Source organism: uncultured Methylovirgula sp. (genome assembly GCF_947646745.1).
In the GTDB taxonomy this organism is placed as follows: domain Bacteria; phylum Pseudomonadota; class Alphaproteobacteria; order Rhizobiales; family Beijerinckiaceae; genus Methylovirgula.
Genome location: NZ_CANSHK010000008.1, coordinates 15,173 through 37,821 on the forward strand (window position 1 = coordinate 15,173; position 22,649 = coordinate 37,821).

General features: G+C 62.1%; 24 protein-coding genes and 1 riboswitch. Of the genes, 9 read left to right on the plus strand and 15 right to left on the minus strand.

Going from position 1 to position 22,649, the window contains the following annotated elements:
• The first annotated feature begins 37 nt into the window (after positions 1 to 37).
• On the plus strand, positions 38 to 892 hold the full coding sequence (locus Q0025_RS03635) for a LysR substrate-binding domain-containing protein (RefSeq protein WP_297296116.1): 855 nt from the start codon (positions 38 to 40) through the stop codon (positions 890 to 892).
• Between the two features lie 223 nt (positions 893 to 1,115).
• Here the strand turns inward: Q0025_RS03635 and mobB are convergent, their stop codons facing one another.
• A complete protein-coding gene (gene mobB / locus Q0025_RS03640) occupies positions 1,116 to 1,622 on the minus strand; it encodes a molybdopterin-guanine dinucleotide biosynthesis protein B (RefSeq protein WP_297296118.1) in 507 nt (168 codons plus the stop codon).
• Positions 1,623 to 2,390 carry a class I SAM-dependent methyltransferase gene (locus Q0025_RS03645; RefSeq protein WP_297296120.1) on the minus strand — a complete coding sequence of 256 codons (768 nt, stop codon included), beginning with the start codon at positions 2,388 to 2,390 and terminating at the stop codon, positions 1,623 to 1,625.
• A 31-nt stretch (positions 2,391 to 2,421) separates the two neighbouring features.
• Between Q0025_RS03645 and Q0025_RS03650 the strand changes: the two genes are divergently transcribed.
• Complete coding sequence (locus Q0025_RS03650; protein WP_297296233.1) at positions 2,422 to 2,655, plus strand: sulfurtransferase TusA family protein; 234 nt, start codon at positions 2,422 to 2,424, stop codon at positions 2,653 to 2,655.
• Here Q0025_RS03650 and mobA read toward each other — a convergent pair.
• Complete coding sequence (gene mobA / locus Q0025_RS03655; RefSeq protein WP_297296122.1) at positions 2,627 to 3,289, minus strand: molybdenum cofactor guanylyltransferase MobA; 663 nt, start codon at positions 3,287 to 3,289, stop codon at positions 2,627 to 2,629. The genes Q0025_RS03650 and mobA overlap by 29 nt on opposite strands.
• A 166-nt stretch (positions 3,290 to 3,455) precedes the next feature.
• On the opposite strand from mobA, the gene Q0025_RS03660 reads away from it, so the two are divergent.
• Positions 3,456 to 3,968 carry a DUF1097 domain-containing protein gene (locus Q0025_RS03660; protein WP_297296124.1) on the plus strand — a complete coding sequence of 171 codons (513 nt, stop codon included), beginning with the start codon at positions 3,456 to 3,458 and terminating at the stop codon, positions 3,966 to 3,968.
• 251 nt (positions 3,969 to 4,219) lie between these two features.
• A complete protein-coding gene (locus Q0025_RS03665) occupies positions 4,220 to 5,227 on the plus strand; it encodes an NAD(P)H-quinone oxidoreductase (RefSeq protein WP_297296234.1) in 1,008 nt (335 codons plus the stop codon).
• 10 nt (positions 5,228 to 5,237) lie between these two features.
• Here Q0025_RS03665 and Q0025_RS03670 read toward each other — a convergent pair whose 3' ends face one another.
• The 3 genes from Q0025_RS03670 to Q0025_RS03680 form a co-directional block, all read right to left on the minus strand.
• Positions 5,238 to 5,591 (minus strand): carboxymuconolactone decarboxylase family protein, encoded by a 354-nt coding sequence (locus Q0025_RS03670; RefSeq protein WP_297296236.1) that lies wholly within the window; start codon positions 5,589 to 5,591, stop codon positions 5,238 to 5,240.
• Positions 5,592 to 5,655: 64 nt separating this feature from the next.
• Positions 5,656 to 7,131 (minus strand): multicopper oxidase family protein, encoded by a 1,476-nt coding sequence (locus Q0025_RS03675; protein ID WP_297296126.1) that lies wholly within the window; start codon positions 7,129 to 7,131, stop codon positions 5,656 to 5,658.
• Positions 7,128 to 7,418: a hypothetical protein gene (locus Q0025_RS03680; RefSeq protein ID WP_297296128.1), complete on the minus strand. Its 291-nt coding sequence runs from the start codon at positions 7,416 to 7,418 to the stop codon at positions 7,128 to 7,130. Before Q0025_RS03680 ends, Q0025_RS03675 begins: the two co-directional genes overlap by 4 nt.
• A 114-nt stretch (positions 7,419 to 7,532) precedes the next feature.
• On the opposite strand from Q0025_RS03680, the gene Q0025_RS03685 reads away from it, so the two are divergent.
• Entirely contained in the window at positions 7,533 to 8,480 is a 948-nt protein-coding gene (locus Q0025_RS03685) for an AraC family transcriptional regulator (RefSeq protein WP_297296130.1), read from the plus strand.
• Between the two features lie 66 nt (positions 8,481 to 8,546).
• On the opposite strand, the gene Q0025_RS03690 is transcribed toward Q0025_RS03685, so the two are convergent.
• Complete coding sequence (locus tag Q0025_RS03690; protein ID WP_297296132.1) at positions 8,547 to 9,707, minus strand: NAD-dependent formate dehydrogenase; 1,161 nt, start codon at positions 9,705 to 9,707, stop codon at positions 8,547 to 8,549.
• A 264-nt stretch (positions 9,708 to 9,971) separates the two neighbouring features.
• On the opposite strand from Q0025_RS03690, the gene Q0025_RS03695 reads away from it, so the two are divergent.
• Both Q0025_RS03695 and rpsD read left to right on the plus strand, forming a co-directional pair.
• Positions 9,972 to 10,823 (plus strand): MOSC N-terminal beta barrel domain-containing protein, encoded by an 852-nt coding sequence (locus Q0025_RS03695; RefSeq protein ID WP_297296134.1) that lies wholly within the window; start codon positions 9,972 to 9,974, stop codon positions 10,821 to 10,823.
• Between the two features lie 285 nt (positions 10,824 to 11,108).
• A complete protein-coding gene (rpsD, locus tag Q0025_RS03700) occupies positions 11,109 to 11,726 on the plus strand; it encodes a 30S ribosomal protein S4 (RefSeq protein ID WP_297296136.1) in 618 nt (205 codons plus the stop codon).
• A 98-nt stretch (positions 11,727 to 11,824) separates the two neighbouring features.
• Here the strand turns inward: rpsD and Q0025_RS03705 are convergent, their stop codons facing one another.
• The 5 genes from Q0025_RS03705 to Q0025_RS03725 all read right to left on the minus strand — a co-directional run bounded on the left by Q0025_RS03705 (position 11,825) and on the right by Q0025_RS03725 (position 17,849).
• Complete coding sequence (locus Q0025_RS03705) at positions 11,825 to 12,373, minus strand: alpha/beta fold hydrolase (protein WP_297296138.1); 549 nt, start codon at positions 12,371 to 12,373, stop codon at positions 11,825 to 11,827.
• A 3-nt stretch (positions 12,374 to 12,376) separates the two neighbouring features.
• Positions 12,377 to 13,006, minus strand: a complete 630-nt coding sequence (locus tag Q0025_RS03710) for a hypothetical protein (protein WP_297296140.1) — start codon at positions 13,004 to 13,006, stop codon at positions 12,377 to 12,379.
• Between the two features lie 4 nt (positions 13,007 to 13,010).
• On the minus strand, positions 13,011 to 14,318 hold the full coding sequence (purB, locus tag Q0025_RS03715) for an adenylosuccinate lyase (protein ID WP_297296142.1): 1,308 nt from the start codon (positions 14,316 to 14,318) through the stop codon (positions 13,011 to 13,013).
• 15 nt (positions 14,319 to 14,333) lie between these two features.
• Positions 14,334 to 15,014, minus strand: a complete 681-nt coding sequence (rpe, locus tag Q0025_RS03720) for a ribulose-phosphate 3-epimerase (protein ID WP_297296144.1) — start codon at positions 15,012 to 15,014, stop codon at positions 14,334 to 14,336.
• A 75-nt stretch (positions 15,015 to 15,089) separates the two neighbouring features.
• On the minus strand, positions 15,090 to 17,849 hold the full coding sequence (locus Q0025_RS03725; protein WP_297296146.1) for an EAL domain-containing protein: 2,760 nt from the start codon (positions 17,847 to 17,849) through the stop codon (positions 15,090 to 15,092).
• Between the two features lie 290 nt (positions 17,850 to 18,139).
• On the opposite strand from Q0025_RS03725, the gene Q0025_RS03730 reads away from it, so the two are divergent.
• Positions 18,140 to 18,511, plus strand: coding sequence for a hypothetical protein (locus Q0025_RS03730; protein ID WP_297296148.1), 372 nt, complete (start codon positions 18,140 to 18,142; stop codon positions 18,509 to 18,511).
• A gap of 91 nt (positions 18,512 to 18,602) precedes the next feature.
• On the opposite strand, the gene Q0025_RS03735 is transcribed toward Q0025_RS03730, so the two are convergent.
• Positions 18,603 to 19,646 (minus strand): DoxX family membrane protein, encoded by a 1,044-nt coding sequence (locus Q0025_RS03735; RefSeq protein ID WP_297296150.1) that lies wholly within the window; start codon positions 19,644 to 19,646, stop codon positions 18,603 to 18,605.
• Positions 19,647 to 19,894: 248 nt separating this feature from the next.
• On the opposite strand from Q0025_RS03735, the gene Q0025_RS03740 reads away from it, so the two are divergent.
• Positions 19,895 to 20,056, plus strand: coding sequence for a hypothetical protein (locus tag Q0025_RS03740; protein WP_297296151.1), 162 nt, complete (start codon positions 19,895 to 19,897; stop codon positions 20,054 to 20,056).
• Between the two features lies 1 nt (position 20,057).
• Here Q0025_RS03740 and Q0025_RS03745 read toward each other — a convergent pair whose 3' ends face one another.
• Together Q0025_RS03745 and Q0025_RS03750 are read right to left on the minus strand one after the other, a co-directional pair.
• Complete coding sequence (locus Q0025_RS03745; protein WP_297296153.1) at positions 20,058 to 21,083, minus strand: cytochrome c peroxidase; 1,026 nt, start codon at positions 21,081 to 21,083, stop codon at positions 20,058 to 20,060.
• 102 nt (positions 21,084 to 21,185) lie between these two features.
• Entirely contained in the window at positions 21,186 to 22,421 is a 1,236-nt protein-coding gene (locus Q0025_RS03750; protein ID WP_297296155.1) for an O-succinylhomoserine sulfhydrylase, read from the minus strand.
• A gap of 96 nt (positions 22,422 to 22,517) precedes the next feature.
• Positions 22,518 to 22,597: riboswitch (SAM riboswitch) on the minus strand.
• Positions 22,598 to 22,649 lie beyond the last annotated feature (52 nt).

The window sequence follows — 22,649 nt, forward strand, 5'->3', positions numbered from 1 at the left end:
GAAACCGCTGAGTGTTATCGCGACTTCCGATAAGCAAATGCTCGACCCGGTTTTGCTCCAAACATTTCTGATGATCGCTGAAGGTAACAGCTTCTCCGAAGCGAGCCGCCGGCTCAGCCTGCGTCAATCGACGGTCAGCGAGCATGTGCAAAAGCTCGAGAAATGTATCGGGCATCGGCTGTTCATTCGTGACACGCATTCGGTCGCCATGACGTCGGAAGGCGAGGCACTCGTCGAATTCGCCCGCAACATCATCGAGACGAACAACCGGGCCACAGATTATTTTGCCGGCAGCGAGCAGCGCGGGCGTCTGCGCTTCGGCGCGTCGGAGGATCTGGTCCCGTCCTGGCTGCCGGAAGTGCTTGCCGATTTCGTCGCCAAACATCCGCTTGTCGAATTCGAATTCACCGTCGCCTTGAGTGCGGTGCTGATGAACAGACTCGACGGCGGCGATCTCGACATCGCCTTCTGCAAGCGATGGGCAGGTGACGAACGCGGCGATCTCGTCTGGCGCGACAAGCTCGTCTGGGTCGCATCGCAGACGGATTGGCGGCGTCCTAAAGGCCCTGTGCCGCTCGTCGTCTACCGGCCGCCGGCCATCACCCGCTCGGCCGCCCTGGCGGCGCTCGAACATGCCGGCATTCCTTGGCGGATCGCCTGCACCAGCAGTAGCCTCAATGGCCTGACCGCGGCAACGCGCGCCGGTCTCGGACTCATGGCGCATTCGCGCCGTCTCATTCCGGAGGGGCTTGCCGAGCTTGCGCCGCTGCAGGGCCTGCCCGATTTGGGACCGGTCGAATTCGTGCTTCTCAAAGGCCGCCGCGCGCCGGGCGGCGCCGCCGCCGCATTGAGCGCCGCCATTCGCGCCCGCGCCCATCTTGAAGCGTCGTGAGCGCTGGAGAGCCTCGGACGTTCAGATTGGATCGCTTGGCGCTTTTACGTCTCTTTTATCGCATCGGATTTGTCCGAAAACCGCTACGCACGTTTCGAGCCGATGCTCTAGAGCGGGATGCGAAAAAGCGTGAGCGGCTTTTCGCAATGAATCCCGCTCTAACCTAATACAATCGATCGCGCTTCATGCCTTTAGGTTGATTCAACCTAAAAGGCATCGCGATCTAGGGCCACGGCGTCGCGAGTTGCAGAGCCAGCGAAGCGACCGCCTCGACATCGTCGATATGGGCGCGCGCCACATCGGCCGGCACGTCATTCGGCGGCAAGTCGCTGACCAGAGCTTTGATATGCGCATCCTCGGGGTAGAGCAGCGGCTTGCCGTTGGCGGCGCGATACACTTCGAGCTTCATATGTGAATCGCGTTTGAAGCCTTCGACGAGAACGAGATCGACCGGGGCGAGCTTGCCGAGCAATGTGGCGAGCGACGGCTCCGGCGCGCCGCGCAATTCGTGCATCAAGGCAAAGCGCAGGTCGGAGGCGACAAGCACTTCCCTCGCCCCCGCCATGCGGTGTTCATAAGAATCCTTGCCCGGCTTATCGACATCGAAATTGTGATGCGCGTGCTTGAGCGTCGAGACACTGAAGCCGCGCGCGATCAGGGCCGGGATCAATTTGACGATCAGCGTCGTCTTGCCCGCGCCGCTCCAGCCGGCAAAGCCGATGATGCGCATCTAGCTTTCCCGCGCGACTTCGATCGCCGCGGTGTCGATCGTGAAACTGCCATCGGCCTCGATGGCGAAATGGTTGACGACATCTTCCGCCATCTGCCCCTGCAGCGCCCGGATCGCGGTCACCTGCGGCGCCGGGGTCGCCATGCGGGTGACCCAAGACGAAAATTCGAGCCTCACCCGGCGCGCCGTGACGTTCTTGAGCGTGAAGCCGGCGGCGGCAAGCGCATTCAGCCATTCCGCGGTCGCATAATCGCGGATATGCGAGGGATCGCGGATCAGTTCGACCGCCTGCAGATAGGTATCAAAGAGCGCCGTCCCCGGCGAGACCGTATCCATGAACAACGCCGTGCCGCCGGGCCGCAGCACGCGATGCGCTTCGGCGAGCGCCTGCGAAAAACCGTGCCAATGATGCGCGCTGTAGCGGCTCAGGACAAAATCGAAATCGCGATCGGCGAAGGGCAGGGCCTCGGCGCGGCCTTGTCGCGTCGTAATATTGGCGAGGCCGCGTTGCGTCGCAGTGCGGGCGACGGCTGCGAGCATGTCGGCCGAAAGATCGTAAGCCACGACCGTCCCGACGAGCGGCGCGGCGCGAAACGAGACATGGCCGCCGCCGCAGCCGAGATCGAGCACGCGCGCCGCATTGTGGCCCGTGAGCAAGGCTGCCGCCTGGTCGAGATCGGCGCCTTGCGCGTGCACGCTGCTTTCGACATAAGCGTCTGCACGGGCGCCGAATTGCTTGGTTACCAGCGTGGCATGGCCACTGGTCATCATCGTCCTCCTCATCCTGTACATGTATAATATGACAGATCGCGTCAAAGAATTGGACTTGAAAGGGCTCAAATGTCCCTTGCCGGTTTTGCATACCCGCAAGGCGCTCGCCCGGCTTGCCGCGGGTGACCGGCTCATTGTCCTTTGTACCGATCCTTTGTCCAAGATCGATATTCCGCACTTAATTCATGAGACGGGCGATCGTCTCGCCGACAGCCGCGCCGAAGGTGAGGTTTTCATGTTTGAGATTGTGCGGCGCGGCTGACGGCGGCGTCGCGCGCCGCGAGAATTTCCGCGCCGCGCTGCAAGTCATCCGGTGTGTTGACGTTGAAGAACGGATCGAAGGGGGCGATCGGCCAATCGGCATAGGCGCAGGCATGGCGCGCGAAGAAGCTGGTGACGCGGCGCAAATCCTCCTCGACAAGCGCGGCGCGCAAATCGCTCCGCAGGCGGATCGGCCACAATGCGAAGGTCGGATGAACGATATTGTCCGAGCGCGCGATGGCGATCTCGGCCTTTGCCGCCATGCGTGCCGCGTGAAGCCGGGTGACGAGATCGTCCGGGAGGAAGGGCGTATCGGTCGCGGCGCTCACGGCAAATTCGAGATCGGGACGCTGCGCCGCAAAATGATCGAGGCCGGCGAGAATGCCAGCCAAAGGGCCGGGAAAGTCCGGCAACTCGTCCGGGACGACGGGGACGCCGAGCGTCGCAAAGCGGGCAGGATCGCCATTGGCATTGATGACAAGGCTCGCGCATTGCGCCGCGAGCGCCGCCATCACGTGCCCGATGAGCGGCCTGGATCCCAGCCTTTGCAAGGGCTTGTCGGCGCCGCCCATGCGCGTCGCGCGGCCCCCGGCAAGGATGATCGCGGCCGTCGGTACCGCAACCGGCCTCACCACGGCGCTCGCTCTCTGGTCAATGTGCACAACTTTATACCGTCCCGGGCGGGGCTTCGATGGCTAGCCTATGGGCATTATGCTAGCGTTTTAACCGGAGCGTTCGGCAACACAAACGCCTCCGAAGCGGCCGCATGCTCCTAAAAGATCAATATCCGGGGAGAGGTCGATGTCACAATTGCTTGCCTTATCAATCAGTGTCGCGGTCCTGGGTGCGATATGGGCGTATCTCGCGTTGGGTCCGCTCGCGCCTTATGTCTTTGTCTGGGGCGGATTCATCACGGCCGCCTGTTTCTTTGCCGCGGGCGGCGACAATAATGCGTTGGTGAAGACGCTTGCGGGTATCATCTATGGCGCCATCGTCGGTTGGATCACGTTGCTCGTGATTGACAAAGTGCCGATGCCGAGCCTCGGCACGATCTGGCCAGCCTTGGTCGTCGGCTTCTTCGTCTTTTTCCTCGTCATTGTCGCGTCCATCGAACAGCTTTCGTTCGTGCCGGCGAATATCTATGGCTTCGCCATGGTGGTCGCTTACACTCTCTCGGCGGGCAAGCTCGCCACCGTGACCGAGGTCAGCGCAGCCAACCCGCTCGTCCTCGTCATTTTGTCCGCGATCGCCGGCGTCATTCTCGGCTACCTCATGGCTCAATTGGCCGGCGCGCTGAAATTGAAAGCGAAATAGCGCGAACGCAACGTCCGCGCCGTCCTGGCGGCGCGGGCAAGCCCGAGGGCGCAACGCGCCTTTGCCATAGCCATTGCGCACATTCCGATCATCGTCAGCTCTTGGCTCCGCGCAACCGCATGGAAACTTGCGCGTTGCGGCATGTTTGTTTCGCGCGGCGACACGCAGTAAGAAGCGGCGGACGTCCCGCCTATTTGCCTGTTTGGTGACGCCAAAGCCGCCGCGCGGTTCTCGCGCAAGAACAGGAGTTCATCTTGGCTCTTCCAAAACTGATGCGCGAGATCGTTTTCGATGGTGCCGGCGCCCCGGATGTGATCCGTCTGCGCGAAACGGCTCTTCCCGCGCCGGGCCCGGGAAAAGTTCTCGTTGAAGTCGTTGCGGCCGGCGTCAACCGGCCGGATTGTCTCCAGCGGGAGGGGCACTATCCGCCGCCGGCGGGCGAAAGCGAGGTGCCCGGACTCGAGATTGCCGGCCGCGTCGTCGCTTTGGGCGAGGGCGTGTCATCGCCGCATCTCGGCGCTATGGTCTGCGCGCTCGTCGGCTCGGGCGGCTATGCCGAATATGCCGTCGCCGATGCGCGGGTTTGCCTGCCGGTGCCACGCGGCGTGAGTCTTGTCGAGGCGGCGGCAATTCCAGAGACTTATTACACCGTCTTCGATAACGTATTTACGCGCGGACGGCTGAAGCCCGGCGAAACCCTCCTCGTCCACGGCGGTGCCGGCGGCATCGGAGCGACCGCCATTCAGCTCGCCAAGCTCTTTGGCTCGCAGGTGATCGCGACGGCAGGCTCGGCGGAAAAATGCGCCTTCTGCCGGACGCTCGGGGCCGATCATGCCATCGATTACAAGACCCATGATTTCTTCACCGAGGTGAAAGCACTGACGGCGAAACGCGGCGTGGATGTCATCCTCGACATGGTCGGCGGCAGCTATATCCAGAAAAACCTCGCGCTTCTCGGTCTCGAGGGCCGGCTGGTGCAAATCGCCTTCCAGCAGGGCAGCAGCGTCGAAGCTTTCGACTTCCTGCCGATCATGCTGAAGCGCCTGACGCTCACCGGTTCGACCATGCGCATCCGCACGGCCGAGCAGAAGGCCGAGGTCGGCCGTGCGCTGCATGATAAAATCTGGCCGTCGCTCGAGCGCGGCAAGGCGCTGCCGGCCGTGCAAGCAACCTTTCCATTAGAGAATGCGCGCGCGGCGCATGAATTGATGGAAAGCGGCAAGCACGTCGGCAAGATCGTGCTCGAAACCGGGAAATGATTGCCGAGCGTCACGCTGTCAATCGATGCGACGGATATTCCTTGACCGCATCCATGACCCGTGTCGAATAGACGAGGGCTGCCCCGGCATTGACGGCGACGGCGGCGCCCAGCGCTTCCGCAATCTCTTCATCCGATGCACCGTGGCGGAGCGCGGCTTCGGTGTGGACTGCAATGCAGCCGTCGCAGCGTAGCGTGACGGCGACCGCGAGCCCGATGAGCTCGCGTATTTTCGCGCCGAGCAAATCGGTCTTCTGCCCCGCCGAGCCGAGTTCAAGATAGCCTTTGACGGTGCCGGGGCTGAGCTGTCCGATTTCGCGGACGCCGCCGGCGAGCTGCTGACGATATTCATTCCAATCGAGCATCATGGCTCTGTTCTCCGACGGTTATGACCAACGGCTGGCGTGCGGGTGAGGAAAGAGCAAATCGCTAGGCAGCGATTCCCTGATAGCGGAACTCCGTCATCATGCCGGTCATCATGTGGTAGAGGTTGTGGCAATGGAACGCCCAGCGCCCCGGATTGTCAGCATCGAAGGCGATCCTGACGCGGCCCATCATCGGCGCCACAAGGACGGTGTCGCGGACCGCGCCGCGGATCGCCTGGCCGTCGATGGCGATCACCTGAAATGCATGGCCATGCAGATGCATCGGATGCGCCATCATCGAATGATTGACCAGATCGATCTCGATACGCTGCCCTTTGCGCAGCATGAGCGGCGCGACGTGCGGCCAGTATGCGCCGTCGATTGACCAGGCATAAGGTTTCATCGCCCCGCCGAGCGCAATCGTGCGAACGATATCCGCCGGGCGCGGGGCCAGCGGCTGAACGGCCATCAGCCGCATCTCGAGCGAATTATCGACGGCTGGAGCAGGGCGTCCGCTCTCGGCAAGGCGCTGGACTTGCGCGCCCGCAGTCGAGAGGATCAGTCCGGTCTGGCGGTCGGATCCTTCGAGCCTGGCCAAGATCGGAAAAGCACCGCCCTTCGGCAGGTCGATCAGCAGGTCGAGCCGCTGTGCCATCGCGATGGGGAAACGGCTGCCCGCAATGGGATGGACCGGATGGCCGTCGGTTGCGACGACACGGCCGACAAGGGCGCCGAGATCGATCCAGAACTGACTCGAAGATGCCCCATTGATGATGCGGAGCCGGATCCGGCCGCCGCGTTCGACCCGCACGACCTCGGGGTCGCGGAGCGTCCGGTCGTTGGCAAGGAAGGCATCGTAGTGAATATCGTTCAGATCCATAGGCATGTCGCCGGACATGTGCATGCCGGACATATCCATGCCCGGCATATCGGGCATGTCAGTCATGCGAGACATAGGCTGCGGATTTTTTGCCATCGGCATCGTGGCAGGGGCTGAGGCTTTGTTTGCGCCTGTCAGATCCGCCAGCAATTCATCGGGTGTACGGAACGTGAAATCGTGCAGCATGAGCACGATCTCCTGCCGGTCCTCGCGCAGTGCCGCGTCGTCGTGGACGATGAGCGGCGCGGTCAGCAAATTCTGTTCCTGCATGCCGTGGTGCGAGTGCATCCAGTACGTGCCGGGAATCGGCGCGTAATCGTAGGCCTGAGCGGTGCCATTCGCCAGCGGCGGCGTTTGCGGCCAGGGAAAGCCGTCCTGGGTCCAAGGCGGAAGCTGCCCATGCCAATGGACGAGCGTCTCGACGCCGGTCTCGTTGGCGAGAGTCACATTGAACCGTTCGCCCGGCGCAAGGCTGATGCCCGGCCGTCCATTCGGCCCGGTGAGACCGAAAACTTTGGCGGTCCGGCCATTGACCTCGAGCGTGCGCGTGCCGGCGACAAGGCGTTTCGCACCCGCGAATGCGGCGGCCGGCCACGCCGGTAGCGTACTCGCCGCCAAGGCCGCACCGAGGAACGCACGGCGGGAGAAAGGCTTGCTCATGACTGTCTCCAGGGTTCGTCAAGGGGATCGCTCGCATCGCGCAGCAGCCCAACCAGCCGGATTTTCCAGCCTGACGCCGGGATGATGCCGAGCACGAGTGTGACGGTCTCCTGACGTTCCAGTGTCATATCACCGATCTCGCCGGAGATCTGGATGCGCGCAACAATCGCCGCGGTCAGCGCAATGGGCAAATGGACGCGCCAATGGGCGCTGACCTTGGTGACGAGAATGCGCAGGACGAAGGCCTTGGCTCCATTCTCGCAATCGCCCTTTTGATCGAATAGCATCATGGTTTCCTGCTGAAGCAGCGGCTGGCCGCAAGACTAAACCGGGCGCGAAGGCGGGCGAATGGCCGCGCGGCTCACGCATATGGCCAAGCGTATCAATTTCGAGGCATCGTGATGGTGGCGCGATCGGCCGATAGTTTAAGTGGCTTGGCGCCTTTGCTTCGCGTGCGCCCGGTGCTGCAGCAGGTGTGTCGATTCGGGGCGCAATGGGCGTCTCATCAACCGGCAGACGCGGGCGACTGGGCGCCGTTTCACTTTGTCACGCGGGGCACCTGTGTCATCGATTTGAATGACATCCGACGCTCGATCCCGCTTTCGGCGGGCGACGTCGTCGTTCTGCCGCATGGCGGCAGCCACAGCATCAGAGGACAGACGACACCGGCCGGTGCGGTTGGCCCCTTCGATATCCGCTCCGACCCACGCGGCGCCATCGATCTTGTGGTCAACACCGACCAAGAACCGGAGACGCAGCTCATCTGCGGCCGATTGCGTTTCGAACTCGCGCCCGACAATCTCGTCCTGGCTGCGCTGCCTGACGTCATCGTGGTGTCCGCCAACGCCCATGAACCTGTCGCGTCGCGTCTGCGCCTCTTGATGGTCTCCATTCAGGAAGAGCTCGAAAACGCCCGCGCCGGTGCCGAGGCCATTGCGAACGACCTCGCGAGCGCATTGTTCGTCATGGTCGTGCGCATCCATTTCGAGCGCGAAGACTATAGCAGCGGCTTACTGGGGCTGCTGGCGCATCCGCAGGCCGGACGCGCAATGGCGGCGATTTTGGAAGATCCAGCCAAGAGCTGGACCTTGGATGAGCTTGCCGCTTGCGCCAATGCTTCGCGCGCCAGCCTTGTGCGCATGTTTCAGCGCACGGCGGCGCAAGCGCCGCTCGCATTCCTCGCCGAGCTCAGGCTTGAACTTGCCCGGCGCAAACTGTCCACCACGGCTCTCTCCATTGCCGCGGTCGCAGACGCGGTCGGATATAAATCGGAGAGCGCCTTCAGCCGCGCCTATCAGCGTCGCTTCGGCATGCGGCCTGGCGAGGCACGCGGCGTGCCTGCGTCGTAAGCCCGCGCGATTCAGCGGTCTCATATCGTGGTCCGGCGCGTTTAAGAGCGCGCCGGACCTTTCTGGCTATTGCGCGACGCTATAGGAATGCGCCCCGACGCCGGCGAGATGGCCGCCCTGGACGATGAGATATTCATCGCGGATCGGCTTGCCGGCGAAGAAACATTCGAGGATTTCGCGCGTACCGGCGGCATAGCGCGCCTGTGCCGAAAGCGTGGTGCCGGATGTGTGCGGTGTCATGCCTTCGTGCGGCATGGTCCGCCAGGGATGATCCTTAGGGGCCGGCTGCGGATACCAGACATCGCCGGCATAGCCCGCGAGCTGACCGCTTTCGAGCGCGCGGACGATCGCGTCGCGGTCGCAGAGCTTGCCACGCGCCGTGTTCACAAGATAGGTGCCACGCTTCATCGTCGCGAGAGTTCGATCGTTGATCATATGCTCGGTTTCGGGATGCAGCGGCGTATTGAGCGTGATGACGTCGCACACCTTGAAGAGGTCCTCGCGATTTGCGTGGAAGGCGAGGCCGAGTTCGTTCTCGACCGTGGCCGGGAGGCGATGCCGATCGGTGTAATGGAGCTTGACATCGAAGGGTTTCAGGCGCCGCAGCACCGCAAGGCCGATGCGCCCCGCCGCGACGGTGCCGACATGCATGCCTTCGAGATCGTAGGCGCGCTCCGAGCAATCGGCGATGTTCCAGCCGCCCTGGCGCACCCAATCGTGCGAGGGGATGTAATTGCGCACGAGGCTCAGGATCATCATCACCACATGTTCGGCGACGCTGATGCTGTTCGAATAGGTGACCTCCGCGACGGTGACCTTGTGCTTGTTCGCGGCTTCGAGATCGGTGTGGTCGGAGCCGATGCCGGCCGTGACGATAAGCTTGAGATTCTTCGCCTTGGCGATGCGTTCGGCCGTCATATAGGCCGGCCAGAACGGCTGCGAGATCACCACATCGGCATCATGCAGTTCCTTGTCGAGCGTCGAATGCGCGCCGTCCTTGTCCGAGGTCACGATCAGCTCGTGGCCATTGTCCTTGGCCCATTTCTTGAGGCCGAGGGCGCCGGAGACGCTGCCGAGCAGCGCGCCGGGGCTGAAATCGATTGCCGACGGCGTCGGCGCCGTCTGGCCGTCGGGATAGGATTTGATCGCCGGGATCGAGTCGCGGGCATAGGTCTCGGGATAGCCGTCGACCGGGTCGTCATAGAGAACGCAAATGATCTTCGCCATGTCTTCCTCCCTGAGGATGCTGTCGTTTCAGCTATATTGCTGTCGATACAGCTGGCGGAGATTGGCGCCGATCGGCGCCAAGCGCCAATTGATTGTTACGTATGGTGATTGCCCGGCTCTATCAATGCGCTGACGGTCTTGACCCACCGCCGGGTGCTTGCCGCACAGTGAATAGGTCGGCTGGACCGATGCTTTAATTAAAATCTGGACGTGGTCATGGGCCGGCGCGCGATGTCTGCTTCTGGCGAAGAGAGACGGCACATCATGACCGAGCCTACCCCCTATCTCGCTCGCATCGATATCTATCCGATCAAATCGCTGGACCGGGTCGATCTGCAAAAGACGCGCGTGCTGCCGAGCGGCGCGCTTGAGCACGATCGCCTCTGGGCGCTCTTTGACGGCAAGGGCGAATTCGTCAACGCCAAGGCCTATCCGACGATCCACCGCATCCGCGCCGAGATTCATCTCGATGCGCCGGCAGTGAGTTTGCGAGACGAGAGCGAATGCGGGCTCGCGCCCGACACGTTCGGGCTCAGCGAAGATGTGAGCGGATTCGAAAGATGGCTCGAGAGTTATTTCGGCTTTCCCGTCGCGCTGAAGGCCAACACGGAGCAGGGCTTCCCTGACGACACGAATTCTCCCGGACCGACCGTCATCAGCACGGCGACGCTGGCGACGGTGGCAGGCTGGTTCGACTTTTCGGTCGACGAGGCCCGGCGGCGGTTTCGCGCCAATCTCGAAGTCGACGGAGTTCCCGCGTTCTGGGAAGAGCGGCTCTTCGGCATCGAGGGCACGACCATCAAATTCCGCATCGGCGACGTGATTTTCGAAGGTGTCAATCCGTGCATGCGCTGCACCGTGCCGCCGCGAAACCCGTGGACGGGTGCGGACGATCCGACCTTCACCCAGCGTTTTCGCCATTTCCGGCGCGATACGTTGCCGGCCTGGGTGGTGCGCGAGCGGATGACCCCGTATTATCGCTTATCGGTCAATACGCGGCCGCACGGCGATCAAGGGGGCAAAACGCTCAATGTCGGCGACGCCCTTGAAATCCTTGAGCCTCTAACCGTCGCCAAGGGCGCCGCCGCGCCGCCCGCGAGCCAGCTATCCGCTTGACTTCCCGCGGCATTCTTCTTACAGGCTTCTCAGCGGGCGCCTTCGGGCGCCTTCTTTCATGGCGGCTTGCCGCCATGCGCACCCGTGGCGCTTCTTGAACTTTGTTCGAGACGAGCGCCTGTCGGCAAGGTTTCCTTGCAGAGGAGGGCGCGGACCTCCGCCAAGCCATAGGCCGGAATCATGCGATTTCCGGCGGCTTATTCCCACGGCGGGGACGCGATTGGCGGTATGCCCGGCAAGGCCGGGTGATACGCGCGCGTTCTCGCCCGCAATTTTGAGGACGCGATGACCAAACGCGCAGAAGCCAAATATAAAATCGACCGCCGCATGGGGCAGAATATCTGGGGTCGCCCCAAGAGCCCTGTGAACCGCCGCGAATATGGCCCCGGCCAGCATGGCCAGCGCCGCAAGGGCAAGCTCTCGGACTTCGGCACGCAGCTCAAGGCCAAGCAGAAGCTCAAGGGCTATTACGGCAATATTTCCGAGCGTCAGTTCCGCAAATATTACACCGAGGCGATCCGCCTCAAGGGCGACTCAGGCGATCATCTGATCGGCCTCCTGGAGCGCCGCCTCGATGCAGTCGTCTATCGCGCCAAATTCGTGCCGACCGTCTTTGCGGCGCGCCAGTTCATCAACCACGGCCATGTCAAGGTGAACGGCAAGCGCGTCAACATCGCCTCCTATCAGGTGAAGGTCGGCGATGTCGTCGAGGTGAAGGAATCCTCGCGCCAGTTGACGCTCGTCCTCGAGGCCGTCGGCCTCGCCGAACGCGACGTGCCGGATTATTTCGAGGTCGACCACAATAAGTTCACCGCGAAGCTGACGCGCATTCCGCTGCCGCGGGAAGTGCCCTATCCGGTGCAGATGGAACCGAACCTCGTCATCGAATTTTATTCACGCTGAGTGTTCGGCGCGAACGCGATCAAAAGCCGCCCTCGGGCGGCTTTTTTGTTTTGCTTCTAGCGTTGGGGGCTGGCCAAAGTCGAGAAGCGCAGAATGACTCACAGGGTTTTAAGAAAACTTGCGAGCCGCATCAGCCCCTCCGGCCAGGGGCCGTGGCCGCTTGCCGCGTTGATATGGCCGGCATTGCCGGCATCGGCGATCTCCGCCCCCCAAGTGCGGGCGAAATCCTCGGATTCCGCGAAGGTCGCATAGGGGTCGTCGCGGCTTGCGACGAGGACGCTCGGGAAGGGCAACGCGGCGTGCGATATTTCGGTGAAGCGCGGATCGATCGCCGCGATCTCCCCGATGGCGCGCAGCGACGGCGGCGCGACAAGGAAGCCGCCCTTGATCTTGTCGCCGAACGCCGCGGCGACGTCGGCGGCGGTGACGGCGCCGAGGCTGTGTGCGACGAGGATCACCGGGCGCTCTGCCTCGGCGATGGCGGTGGCGATGGCATCACGCCAATCGGTGAGATGCGGCCGATCCCAATTCTTTTGCTCGACGCGCCGCGCCGTCGAAAGCTTGGCCTGCCAGCGGCTCTGCCAATGGTCGGGCCCCGAACCGCCCAGCCCTGGGATGATGAGAATATCGGCGTCGCTCGTCCGCATCAGTCAGGCAGGATGTTTGGCCGGCGCGATCTCTTGCGCCAAGGCTGCGACGAACGCCGAAAAGAGATCCTGCTCGAATGCTTCGAGCGCCGGCGCCCGCTTTTCATGGTCCGGATCGCTGGCGGCAAGCAAGGCCTCGACTTGGCGCAAATGGCCGACCTCTTCGCCGAGCAGATCATCGAGCTGCGCCGCGAGTGGCGAGGCGCCGAGCGCATTCTTGTAGCGGCCGTAGACATCGAGGGCGCGCCGCTCGATCAGCCAGGTGACATAATGGTAGACGATCTGCGATCGCTCCAAGTCAGGCAGGCTAGCGAATTTTTCGTCGCAACCGTGATCGAGGGTCTGGAAATAGGCGCGCGCGGCCTCGGCGCAGAGCATCGTCTCCGGTTTATAATAATCGAATGCCTTGCCGCCGACCTTCACCGCCATGTTCTTGAGGAGGAAAGCGTGGCCGCCTTCCTCCAAAGCATGATTGAGAAACGCCCGGCTCAATACATCGGCGCGCTGGCTTTTGATGATTTTGCGAAAGCCGACATATTCGAGATAGGAGAAGGTATTGAGCCAGCGCGCGTGCAGTTCATCGTCATTGACGACGATCGGCATCAGCGCGGCGAGGCGGTCGTTAGCATTCATTGACTTAACTCTCACCAAAGACGCGATTGAAGATATAATCGACGTGCTTGAGATGATAGCCGAGGTCGAACAGGCTTTCGAGTTCGCCATCGCTCAGCACCGCCTTGACGTCGGCATCTTTCTTCAACAAATCGAGAAAATTGCCTTCGCCGCGCCAAACCGGCATCGCATTGCGCTGGACGAGCGTATAGGCGCGCTCCCGTGCCAGGCCTTTTTGTGTCAGCGCCAGCAGGACGCGTTGCGAATGGATGAGGCCGCCGAGCGCCTCGAGGTTCTTTTTCATATTCTCCGGATAGACGACAAGCTTATCGATGACGTCGGCGAGCCGCGTCAGCGCGAAATCGAGCGCAATCGTCGCATCGGGGCCGATCACCCGCTCGACCGAGGAATGCGAAATGTCGCGTTCGTGCCAGAGCGCCACGTCTTCCATCGCCGGCAGGGCCATGCCGCGCACGAGGCGGGCGAGGCCGGTCAGATTTTCGCTGAGCACGGGATTGCGCTTGTGCGGCATGGCCGAGGAGCCCTTTTGCCCCTCGGAAAAATATTCTTCCGCTTCGAGCACTTCGGTGCGTTGCAGATGGCGGATTTCGGTGGCGAGCCGTTCGACCGACGAGGCGACGACGCCGAGCGTCGCGAAAAACATAGCATGGCGGTCGCGCGGAATAATCTGCGTCGAAGCCGGTTCCGGCGTCAGGCTGAGCTTGCGTGCGACATAGTCCTCGACGCGCGGATCGATGTTGGCGAAGGTTCCGACGGCGCCGGATATCGCGCAGGTCGCGATCTCGGCTCGCGCCGCAACGAGGCGGGCGCGGGCGCGGGAGAATTCCGCATAGGCTTCCGCGAGCTTCAGCCCGAATGTCACCGGCTCGGCATGAATGCCATGCGAACGGCCGATGCTGGGCGTCATTTTATGTTCCAGCGCGCGGCGCTTCAGCGCTTTGAGAAGGCCGTCCAAATCCTTGATCAGGAGATCGGCGGCGCGCGAAAGCTGCACCGCAAGGCACGTATCGAGCAAGTCTGACGAGGTCATGCCGAGATGAAGAAATCGCGCCTCCGGGCCGATCTCGTCCGCGAGATATGTCAGGAAGGCGATGACATCGTGCTTCGTCACCTTCTCGATGGCATCGATGCGGGCGACATCGAAATCGAGATGCTTGCCCTTGGCCCAAATGATCTCGACGGCGGCTTTCGGCACGATGCCGATCTCGGCCATCGCATCGCAGGCGTGGGCTTCGATTTCGAACCAGATGCGAAAGCGCGTCTGCGGCTCCCAAAGCGAAGCCATTTCAGGGCGGGAATAGCGCGGGATCATAGAACCTGACTCGAGTTAAGCGATTTCGCCGCGCGCGATCTGCGCGGCCTTGCGGATGGCGGCGATATTGCCGGCATAGGCATCGGGGCCGCCCTTGAACACAGCGGAGCCCGCGACAAGCCAATTGGCGCCGGCGCCGGCGACGAGGCCGGCGGTTTCGGCCGTTATGCCGCCGTCCACCTCGATATCAATATCGCGGCCGGCTGTCATCGCCCGGACGAGTTCGAGCTTTTCCAGCGATGAGCGGATAAAGGCCTGGCCGCCGAAGCCAGGATTGACGCTCATCACCAGAATAAGATCGAGTTCGTCGAGAACATGTTCGAGTGCGGAAACCGGCGTCGCCGGATTGAGCGCCACGCCGGCCTTTTTGCCGAGCTCGCGGATGGCGCTCAGAGAGCGATGCAGATGCGGCCCGGCTTCGGGATGGACCGTGATCACATCGGCGCCGGCTTTGGCGAAGGCTTCGATATAAGGATCGACCGGCGCGATCATCAGGTGAACGTCAAGCCGCGCATCGGTGATGCTGCGGATGGCTTTCACCATATCCGGGCCGAAGCTGATATTCGGCACGAAATGCCCGTCCATCACATCGAGATGGACGATATCGGCGCCGGCGGCCATCACGCTTTTCACCGATTGGCCCATGGCGGTCCAATCGGCGGCGAGGACGGATGGCAGAATGGCAAGCGGACGCATCGGGCCTCGGGCATCCTTCGGGGAAGGCAGGCCATTAGCACGGGCGGCGCATGCGCGTCGAGGGGCGGTCGGAGGCTAGACCGCCTCGCGTTTCAGGCCGTTCCATTCCGTGAGCAGCCGCGGAATCTTGTTCGACGGAACCGGACGGCTGAACAAATAGCCTTGCGCCTCATCGCAGCCCGCGGCACGCAACCAGGCAAGCTGCTCCTGGGTCTCGACGCCCTCGGCCGTCGTGCGAATGCCGAGGCTGCTGCCCATTGCGGTCATGGCGCGAACGATAGCGCGCGAACCGTCCTTGTCCGACATGGCGCGGACGAAGGACTGATCGATCTTGATCTTGTCGAAGGGGAAGCTGCGCAGATAGCTCAATGAAGAATAGCCGGTGCCGAAATCGTCCATGGCGATATGAACGCCGAAATCGTGCAATTGGTGCAATTTGGCGAGCGTCGCATTGGTGTTGGTCAACAACAAGGATTCGGTGATTTCGAGCTCGAGCCGCCGCGCCGACAAGCCCGCGGCGCGCACGTTGTTCGTGACCATGGATACGAACTGGTCGTTCTTGAACTGCACGACCGAGACATTGACTGCGATCTTGATATATTTCGGCCAGGTCGCGGCTTGGGCGCAGGCGGTCCGCAGGACCCATTCGCCAAGCGGCACGATGAGGCCGATTTCCTCCGCGAGCGAGATGAATTCGGCGGGCGAAACCTGCCCGCGCGTTGGATGGTTCCAGCGCAGCAGAGCTTCGAATCCGCCGATCCGGTTTTCGCGCAGATCGAAGATCGGCTGATAGTAAACTTCGAATTCGTTATTAGCCAAAGCGTCGCGCAGATCGAGTTCGAGCGCGCGGCGCATTTGCAGGCGCACATCCATCTCGGGCTCGAAGAAGCGCCAGGTCGCGCGTCCATCGGCTTTGGCGAGATAGAGCGCGACGTCGGCGCTTTTCAAAAGCTTGTCGTAGGCCATGCCGTCGCCCGGCGCGACCGCGATGCCGATGCTGACGCTGATCGTCAGGCGATTGCCCTCGATCTCATAAGGCACGCTCAAGATTTCGACGATGCGGCGGGCGAGCAAGGCCGCGTCCTCGGGCTTTTCGAGGCCGGCTTGCAGAATGGCGAATTCGTCGCCGCCGAGCCGACTCACCGTGTCGACTTCGCGCACGCAGGCATGCAGCCGCTCCGCCGCAGAGCGGAGCAGTTCATCGCCGACGGGGTGTCCCAGCGTATCGTTGATCTGCTTGAAATGGTCGAGATCGAGACTGAGAACGGCGAAGCCGGAGCTGCCGCGGCCGATCTGGCTGATCGCCGTCTCGATCCGCTCGGCGAAGAAGACCCGGTTGGGCAGACCCGTCAACGCATCGTGTCGCGCCATGAAGACAATGCGCTCTTCGGCGCGGCGACGCTCCGTCACGTCTTCATAGGTCGCAACCCAGCCACCGTCGGCAGTCGGCTGGCGGGCGATGAGGATCACGCGGCTGTTGCTTAATTCCATGAACCGCGTCGCTGCGATCCGCTGATCGATCAGCGGGCTTTCCTGGGCGAACAGTTCGTCGGCGGTGACATCGACGTGATTGCCTGCGGCGACGCTCAGCGCGAGAACATCGCGGAATACGATGCCGGGGCGCAATTGTGCCGGCGACAGGCGGAAGATTTCGCAAAAGCGGCGATTGACGACCTTCAGCCTGTGCTCGCTATCGTAAAGGCAAAGGCCCTGGGACATGTTGTCGAGCGCGGCATCGAGCAAAAGATTTGTCGTCTTGAGCTTTGCCTCCTGGTCCTTCAGGACGCTGATATCGCTGTAGACGGTGATGAAGCCGCCGTCATGGGTAGCGCTGCGGCTGACGCGCAGCCAGCGCCCATCGGGCAGCCGGATTTCCTCGGTCTCCGGCGAGATTCCTTCCGCCGACAGGGTCGCCGAGGCAAGATCGTTCGATTGTGCGGCGGCGCCAGCGGATCGGCCTGGCTCAAGCAGGCCCATGACGTTGCCGAAAAATTCATTGGCCTGAGAATTGGCGAGCGCAATGCGATGGTTGGCATCGACGACGACAATGCCTTCGCGCGAGCTCTCCAAGGCGTCGGCCAGGCGGACCTGCGCCGTGCGGCGTTGAGCGACTTCGCGCTCCATCATCGCGCGGATGTTGTCGCGCATGGTGCGCATGGCGTCGAGCAAGGCGCCGAGCTCGTCGGCGCTGCCGGCGGGGATTTCGACGTCGAGCTGGCCGCTGGCGATACGCTTGGCGACGGCAGAGGCCGTGGCGACAGGCTTGGTGATCCGCCGCGATAGCAACAGCACAACGAGGCCCGAGAGCACCAGCGCGCCGGCGGTTCCGAGGAGCGCGAGATCGGTCGCAACCGCGACTTGCTGGCGCGCGCTTTGGCGATAGGTGAAGCCATCGCCCGCCGTGTAATTGACGAGGAGATCGATCTGCTCCGACACCGTCTCCGCATAAGGGTCGAGGGCTTCCCAGGCGGCATTGAGCGACAGGTTGTCCGGCAGATGGCGGCGCGCATCGCTCCAGGTGTCGGCGGCGGACTGCACCTCGGCGGCCGCCCGCGCCGCGCGCAACGATTGCGAACGTTCGGCGGCAATCTGCAGATCTTCCGACAGATTTTCCTCAAGATCGGCGATCGTCTTATCCAGCTTGACGCGGATCTCGGGATGCGTGGCGCTCCAGCGCCGCGCGAAAGCCACCTGCATCGCCGCAAAATCGGCAGAGGCGGCGCGCGCATAATTGATCGACATCAGCGATTCATCGAAGGTCTTCGAAACCAGCACGCCGGCGCGGCGAATCCCGAGCGCGGCATAGCCGCCAAGCGCGGCCGTGATCACGCTCATGGCAAGGAAAGCCGTGAGAATCCGACCGCGAATCGTTTGCGCAAGCTGGGCTAATTGGCCCAAGGGCGAGCGTGGTTTGCCCGTTGTTACGCGCAAGGCCTGCGAAGCTTTATGGCTACTCATCAAAATAACTCGACTTGAATAGGCTCTTTTGAGCTATTTCAGGTTAAGACGAGGCTAAATTTACTTGCCTAACGAAGCCAAAAAGTGCTGATTTCGCCTTTAGTTAACCGAATCGCGAATCGCTGCTCGGAAAGGTTGCGCCGGTCTGACGGCGATGGATGACGTGAATGCCCCTTTTCAGGTCTCTGATCGGATATCGGCCCGCCCGGCTCTCGATGTTGGGCGCGGCGGGGGCGCTGATATTGATTGCCGGCGGCGCCGCGTGGACGCAACAGGGATCTGTGCCCTATGTCGTTTCGCAGCGCGGGCGGGCGTTCCATCCGGTTTTTCTCAGTATCAAACAGGGCGACACGGTGCGCATCGTTAACGATGACGGCGACCTTCTGCACCACGCCTATGTCGAGTCGGACTCGTTCAATTTCGACTCGGGCGACCAATTGCCCGGCAGTAAGACGGACATCGTCTTCTCGGTGCCGGGAACGTTCAATGTCCTTTGCGGCATCCATCCTAAGATGAAGCTTGTCGTCGTCGTCAAATGAAAAAGCTCCGGCGGTGTTCCGGAGCTTTCTTCTCGCTTCAGCTTAGCGGTTCGGACCTTTGCGATCGCAACGGATTTTCCGCAACCGCAGTTTAGGCAATATGCGTTCCGTAGAGCACGGAATGCAGCGCATAATAGGCGACAAGGAAACAGGCGAGGGCGGCACAATAAGCTGCCGGGATCAAAAGGAAATCCCAACCCGATATCGCCACTTTGAAGCGCGCCAGATTTTCCTTGATACCGAGCCGCAAATGGACGAGCCGCCGGCTTGGCGCGTCATCGCCGATAATGCCCAAGATGACCGCGATGATGGGCGCATGGCCGATCGCGTCGATCTTGCCGAATTCCGGCACCGCCGCGACGAACATCGTACAGAGAATGATGGCCGCGACGCGACGCACGAGCGGCGTCAGGATCAAGGCGAAGGACAGCGTGAATTCGACCATGCCGGCAGCACGCAAATAGAACTCCGGCGTAAAGCCGAAGCTCATGTCCGGATGCGTGACGAACAGGGGGTAGGTCCATTGCGGATAGGCCCACTTTTCGACCGAGGCCCACATCAAGGTCACGGCGGCGCTGTAGCGCATGAGGTCGAGCGGCCGCATGCCGAAGAAGTCGCGGTTCAGGCCCGTCAGCCCGAGATAAGCCGCGATGCCGAGGAAGATCGGATAATCGAGCAGATGGAAAATGCCGTATTCGTAGACGGCATAAAAGAACAAACCGGCGATGCCGAGCGCGGTGAAAATCAGCGTTTCGCGCCAGATCAGTCCGGCCGCCAGCGCAAGCTGAATCCACGGAATGAGCGGCGAGGCGGTCTTGAGTTCGGGCGTTAGAATGACGCCGCCGTTTGCCCAACAGGCCACGAAAAAGAAGCCGCAAGCAGCACGCACGATGACTTCGGTATCGGCGCGCAAGCCGCTGGTGACACGGTTCAGCGCCGCAAGCAAAGCCGTCCCGATCGCGCTCCATTCGACAATGTAGCCGAAGAGCAGCATCGTAAACGCCACCAGCATCAGGACTTCGAAGTCCGGACAGAGGACATTTTCGAGGCCGCGCGGCTGACCGGCGACATTGTAAGCGCAGAACCACTTGACGTGGGCGCTCGCCTGCTCGGTGCAAAAAGTGCTTGCACTCAAAGCGAGCCCGCCCGCGGCCGCTATGCGACGGCTGCCCCACCGACCCAACATTCGCAATTCCCCGTTGGTAATTCCAAAACGACGTCAATTTAATCGAATTTTAACGATCGGTCGCGCTTGTTCTTAACAATTGGTTAACCGAAGAAGTCAAGACATTAACGTTGATGGAAGAAAGCTCGGCCTCGAAAGGAATTGCTAAAGGCCGAAGTCCGATCATCGAGGAAATTCGGAGTCGCAACGAGGCCCGCATGATCCTCGCCTTGAGTCTATTCAATCTTCTCCTCGGCACAGGCTTAGCCTATGCCGCGCCACGAATGCCGAGCTACAGCTTGCGGCTCGAACAATCCGGCGGCACGCTTTTCATCGCGGGCCTTGTGCTGATTGGACTCTTGGTGCCGCGCGGCTGCTAAATCAACGCGGCGGCGGTGGCAAAGCGACGACTTCCGTCTCGCTGGTCAGCGTTTTCAGAAAAGCGATGAGATCGGCTTTTTCCGTTGGAGTCAGCCCGAGCGGATGGATCAGTTCCGAACGGCTCGGCCGATCGATGCCGCCCCGGTCATAGAGATCGATCACGGCTTCGAGCGTCGGCACCGATCCGTCATGCATATAGGGGCTGCGCTCGGCGACGTTGCGCAACGTCGGCGTCTTGAACGCATAGCGCAGCTTGACCGACGATTTGAAAAATGCGCCGCGGCCGATGTCGTTACCCTTGGCGACACCGATGTCGTGGAAGGAACCGTCGGTAAAGGCCCAGCCGCTGTGGCATTGCGCGCAATTGCCCTTGCCGTTGAAAATCGCAAAGCCGTGTTTCGCGGCCGGGCTGATGGCATTCTCATCGCCCATGATCCAGCGGTCGAAGGGCGCCGGCGTCGACTGGATCGAACGCACATAGGTCGCAAGCGCCATCGCGATATTCTTGCGGTCAATCTTATGATCCGGGAAGGTCGTCGAAAAAGCCTGCACGTAAGTCGGCACCGCCGAGAGGCGGGCGATCAAGGCGGCTTCGGTGAGGTTGAGATTGCCCGCCGCCATAATCGGCGCAAACGACACCTTCTCCAGGGTCGCAAATTTTCCGGTCCAGCCATAGCGATCGATGAACGCCACGTTGAGCAGCGTCGGCGAGCGGACCGCCATAGGACGCCCGGCATCGCCGATGGCACGCGGACGGTGATCCGTGAACGACAATTTTGGATCGTGGCAGGTCGCGCAACTATGCGTCCCCGATCCCGACAGCAAAGGATCGAAGAACATGGTGCGTCCGAGCGCCTCTTTGGCCGGCGAATAGGGATCGTCGTCCGGATAGGGCGTCGCGGTCGGCCGCACATATTGCTGGCGCAGTTTAGCGTCGGCCTGGTCCGGCGCTTTCTCGAAGCCTGAGGCGACGACCATAAGCGGCAGGACCAGCGACACCAATAGACTGCGAAATTTCAACATCATCGCGGTCTCCGGAGCGCACACCGTGCCGCGCAGATGGTTGAAAATTCGTTAGAAGTCCGCCAAATTTTGCGTCGAAGTAAAATAAGTTTCTCGAATGTCTGTCTATTCGGCCGCCAGCCCGGGCCGCGCAAGCGCCGCGAGCGCCTGGGTCAAATCGGTGAGCAGATCATCGGCATCTTCGAGGCCGACGGAAAGCCGCAGCATCCCGTCGCTAATCCCCATTTTGGCCCGTGCCTCCGGCGTCAGGCGCTGGTGGGTCGTCGTTGCCGGATGGGTGATGATGCTTTTCGCATCGCCGAGATTGTTTGAAATCTTGATGATCGAAAGGGCGTTGGCCACCGCAAAAGCGCCGGCCTTGCCGCCCGGCACTTCAAAGGTTACGACCGTGCCGCCGCCCTTCATCTGCCGCCGCACGATCGCCGCCTGGGGGTGATCGGGCCGGCCGGGATAAGTGAGCCGCGTTACGTTCGGGTGTTCGGCCAGGACATCGGCGATCCGCGCCGCGCTCGCCGCCTGGTGGTTGACGCGCAAGGGTAGCGTCTCCAGCGATTTCAGCATGACCCAAGCGTTGAACGGCGAAAGGGCCGGGCCGGTTTGGCGCAGGAACGTCTGCATATGGGTGTCGATGAATTCGCGACTCGACAGGATGATGCCGCCGAGACATCGGCCCTGGCCGTCAATATGCTTGGTCGTCGAATAGACGGTGCAATCGGCGCCGAGTTGCAGCGGCTTCTGCAGGATCGGCGAGGCGAAGACATTGTCGACGACGAGCCGCGCGCCGTGCCGGTGGGCAATCGCGGCGATCGCCTCGATGTCATAGACGTCGAGACTCGGGTTGGTCGGGCTTTCGAGGAAGAAGGCTTTGGTTTCCGGCCGCACTGCCGCTTCCCATTGGGCGAGATCGGCGCCGTCGACGAGCGTTGCCGCCACGCCAAATCGCGGCAGCAGGTCTTCGACCACATAAAGGCAGGAGCCGAACAGGGCCCGTGCCGAGACGACATGATCGCCGGCCCTGAGTTGGCCCAGCAGCGCGGCGGTGACGGCGGCCATGCCGCTTGCCGTCGCCCGCGCCGCCTCGGCGCCTTCGAGCAGGCACATGCGCTCCTCGAACATGGCGACGGTCGGGTTGGAATAGCGCGAATAGATGAAGCCGGGGTCCTGCCCATTGAAGCGCGCTTCGGCGGCTTCAGCCGTGTCATAGACAAAGCCTTGGGTCAGAAAGAGCGCCTCCGAGGTCTCGCCGAACTGCGAACGCAACGTCCCGCCATGGATCAGCCGCGTGGCTTCGCGCCAATTCTTCGGGTCCTTCAGCGCATCGCCCGGCGTTTTTTTTGTCATTCTCTTCTCCTGCTCGCGGGCCGCACGGGGCAAGCGCGGTCCGGCGGGGGCGCGGCCCGGACGGCAGATCGCAAAGGACGGATTGAAAAGGGGGAATGCTTCGCAGCCTCGGCCCTTTTAGTCCCTTGTTTAACGTGGCGGCAAGCCGGCCGGCCCAAATGACCACGTCCCTGCACAATAGTCCTTGCCTTTGCCCGGCTCAAGGGAAAATAGCTGTTGGCAGCCGGG